At 36.6% G+C, this 2298-nt stretch carries 2 protein-coding genes; both read right to left on the bottom strand.

Annotated features, from left to right (window positions below):
• Positions 1-390: 390 nt before the first annotated feature.
• Positions 391-705 (bottom strand): hypothetical protein, encoded by a 315-nt coding sequence (locus DK857_RS19060; RefSeq protein WP_109402992.1) that lies wholly within the window; start codon positions 703-705, stop codon positions 391-393.
• A 2-nt stretch (positions 706-707) separates the two neighbouring features.
• Positions 708-1961 carry a VENN motif pre-toxin domain-containing protein gene (locus tag DK857_RS19055; protein WP_109402991.1) on the bottom strand — a complete coding sequence of 418 codons (1254 nt, stop codon included), beginning with the start codon at positions 1959-1961 and terminating at the stop codon, positions 708-710.
• Positions 1962-2298 lie beyond the last annotated feature (337 nt).

The following is a 2298-nucleotide window of genomic DNA, read 5'->3' as shown; positions in this document are numbered from 1 at the left end:
CAGAGGGGCTCGAATCAATAAGCAATTGTCCAATTTTTTGGTATATAATTTGATCGTTCATATTTAATTTCCACTTTGAGCATTAGTAAAAGTTTTAATCACGGGTTTTTCTCCATCTATTGTATATCTCAACAACAATTATTTAGGGATTCTACGCCGGAAGCCCAGAAAATTTCGTCACCAAAGCTAAAAACTACCTCAATTGAATAACATTGAATAAATTACGGGTTATGTGACTGGATTTAGCCTCAAAATCATTGTGTTATGAATCGTCACTCTACCGGTCGTTTATGTGACAAACCCCGCCGTTACTGGTCACGGAAGAATCTAGGTTTCCGTCGTGGAAGCCCATTTATAATTAATTACATATGATTAATCAATGTTCATTCGCTATGCTTCTTTATGCATTAATTTTCGTAAAAATTCACGAGCTTCTTTTTTAGCTCGCCCTTTCCCTTGAAGACTTTTTTCATACTCTTGTACAGTCAAAATTTCATTTTTAGTTATACTATGATCTATAGTCGAGAGGTCGAACTCTATTACAAATTGCTTATTTACTAAATAAGCATAAATTTCAACGCATTGATCTATTCCTTGATATAAAATATCTACGGAATTTAAAAAAGAAAACTCTTTTTGAAGAAATGGTAAGATAATTTCTTTTTCAATTTCTTTAAACTTTATTAACTCATCATTATTATTCATGTTTAATTTATAACTCCAGGAGTTGCTGTAACTAAATTTCCGTGCTTATCAGTAAGGATAGTCATTTTATTCGTAGGACCATTACTAAATTTATCAATTCCAATTTGTTTATCTAAAATGATTGTTCGTTGATATAATATTTCTTCCTTACCTGTTGCTTTATTCAATGATGTTTGAGTCTTACTTATCGGTATCTTTACTACCTCTGGATTTTGTAACAATGATTTAAGTTCGGATTCACTAATTGTAAATTGGCTAGCATTTGAATTTCCAGAAAAATGACGTTTGATAACATGCTCCCATCCAGCTTTTGAATCACCACTTTGGACATTTATACGGGACTGAGTGATCGGATTAGCTAAATTACCTTTATCTATCGCATTAGGTGATCCATTTGAAATTTGATACTCGCCTGCATTAATTTTCGAATCACTTGGCTTCCATGTACCACTGGATGACTGCGAGGTTGGATTAGAAGGCGATTTTGTTGGTATGGCATCACTCGCTTCTTTTATAAGCTTATTAGCACCATCAAGATCCCCCGCTTTTAATAGTAATTTGGCTTCTTTCAGTGGTTTCGTGAATACTTTAGCAAATGGTAATGTACCCGTCGCAACTAATGTGTAATCAATCCAGTCATCAGCTTCAGCAAAACTTTTGAAATCACCGACCACAGGCACAAAATCAATACCTAAAGAGGTGGCTTCTCTGAAGAATTTGTCTCGGTCTTCTGCCATTTTAGCTGAGCAGGCACCTGCGCTCATTCCTGCACAGTTTTCTTTCTTGTAACGCTCTATTTCTGCATTTACCCGTTCCTCAGCGACTTTCTGAGGTGTTTTACCTGCCGCTTGAGCATCAACAAGATCACTGAGCGCATTATTCTCAACCACCACTTTCCCGGCTTGGGCGGCATTGGCAACTCCGGTGCTATTATCGCTGATTAAACCGCCGACAATCCCTGAAGTTAACGTTGCCCATGCACTTATATTCTGCTTTTCAGTCTCAGTCAGCTCTTCGGGGGTTTTGCCATAAAGTGAGTGCGATAAAATACCCACTGTTTCCCCTGTCATTGCGCCAGAAGCTTGTACTACTGCATTCTCACCTTTTGCCAACGCAAGGCCTGCATTGAGTAATCCGTGCGCTATCGTGCGCTGAATATCACTTTCAACACTGTTACCTTGAATTTGGTTTTTCACTTCATTAGCAAGATAAGGGGCGGAACCATTAGCAATCGCGGTAACAATATTGTTGCCCATGACACCTTGCGTAAATGCGGTAATGGCTTGGATAGCACGGGTATATTTACCGCCCGTACCAAAGTCGGATTGGTTGGTATAATTCTGTAATAATTTCCTTTATAGACTCAGATCAAAAATATTTGAAAACTTTTCTTCCCATCATCCCACTTTACCTACTTTTAAATGGAAATTAATACATTAAAAGTAGGCCAAATATACGATGTAAATTGCAATCACTGAATATCTTATTTTAATCTTCGTACTTAAAATCTATATTAATTTTCATTGTTTCTAGATCTAAAGTAATTTCACACCCATGCCAAAATGATTTTTTTTCCGATTTTATGTTATCAAT

The organism is Proteus terrae, from assembly GCF_003144325.1.
Taxonomy (GTDB): Bacteria; Pseudomonadota; Gammaproteobacteria; order Enterobacterales; family Enterobacteriaceae; genus Proteus; species Proteus terrae.
The sequence above is the reverse complement of the archived record's forward strand: the minus strand, read 5'-3'. Positions and strand labels throughout refer to the sequence as shown.

What these genes read in the sequence shown, in the direction of transcription:
- DK857_RS19060 (WP_109402992.1), bottom strand. Translation starts at nt 705, where the DNA reads ATGAATAATAATGATGAGTTAATAAAGTTTAAAGAAATTGAAAAAGAA.
- DK857_RS19055 (WP_109402991.1), bottom strand. Translation starts at nt 1,961, where the DNA reads ATGGGCAACAATATTGTTACCGCGATTGCTAATGGTTCCGCCCCTTAT.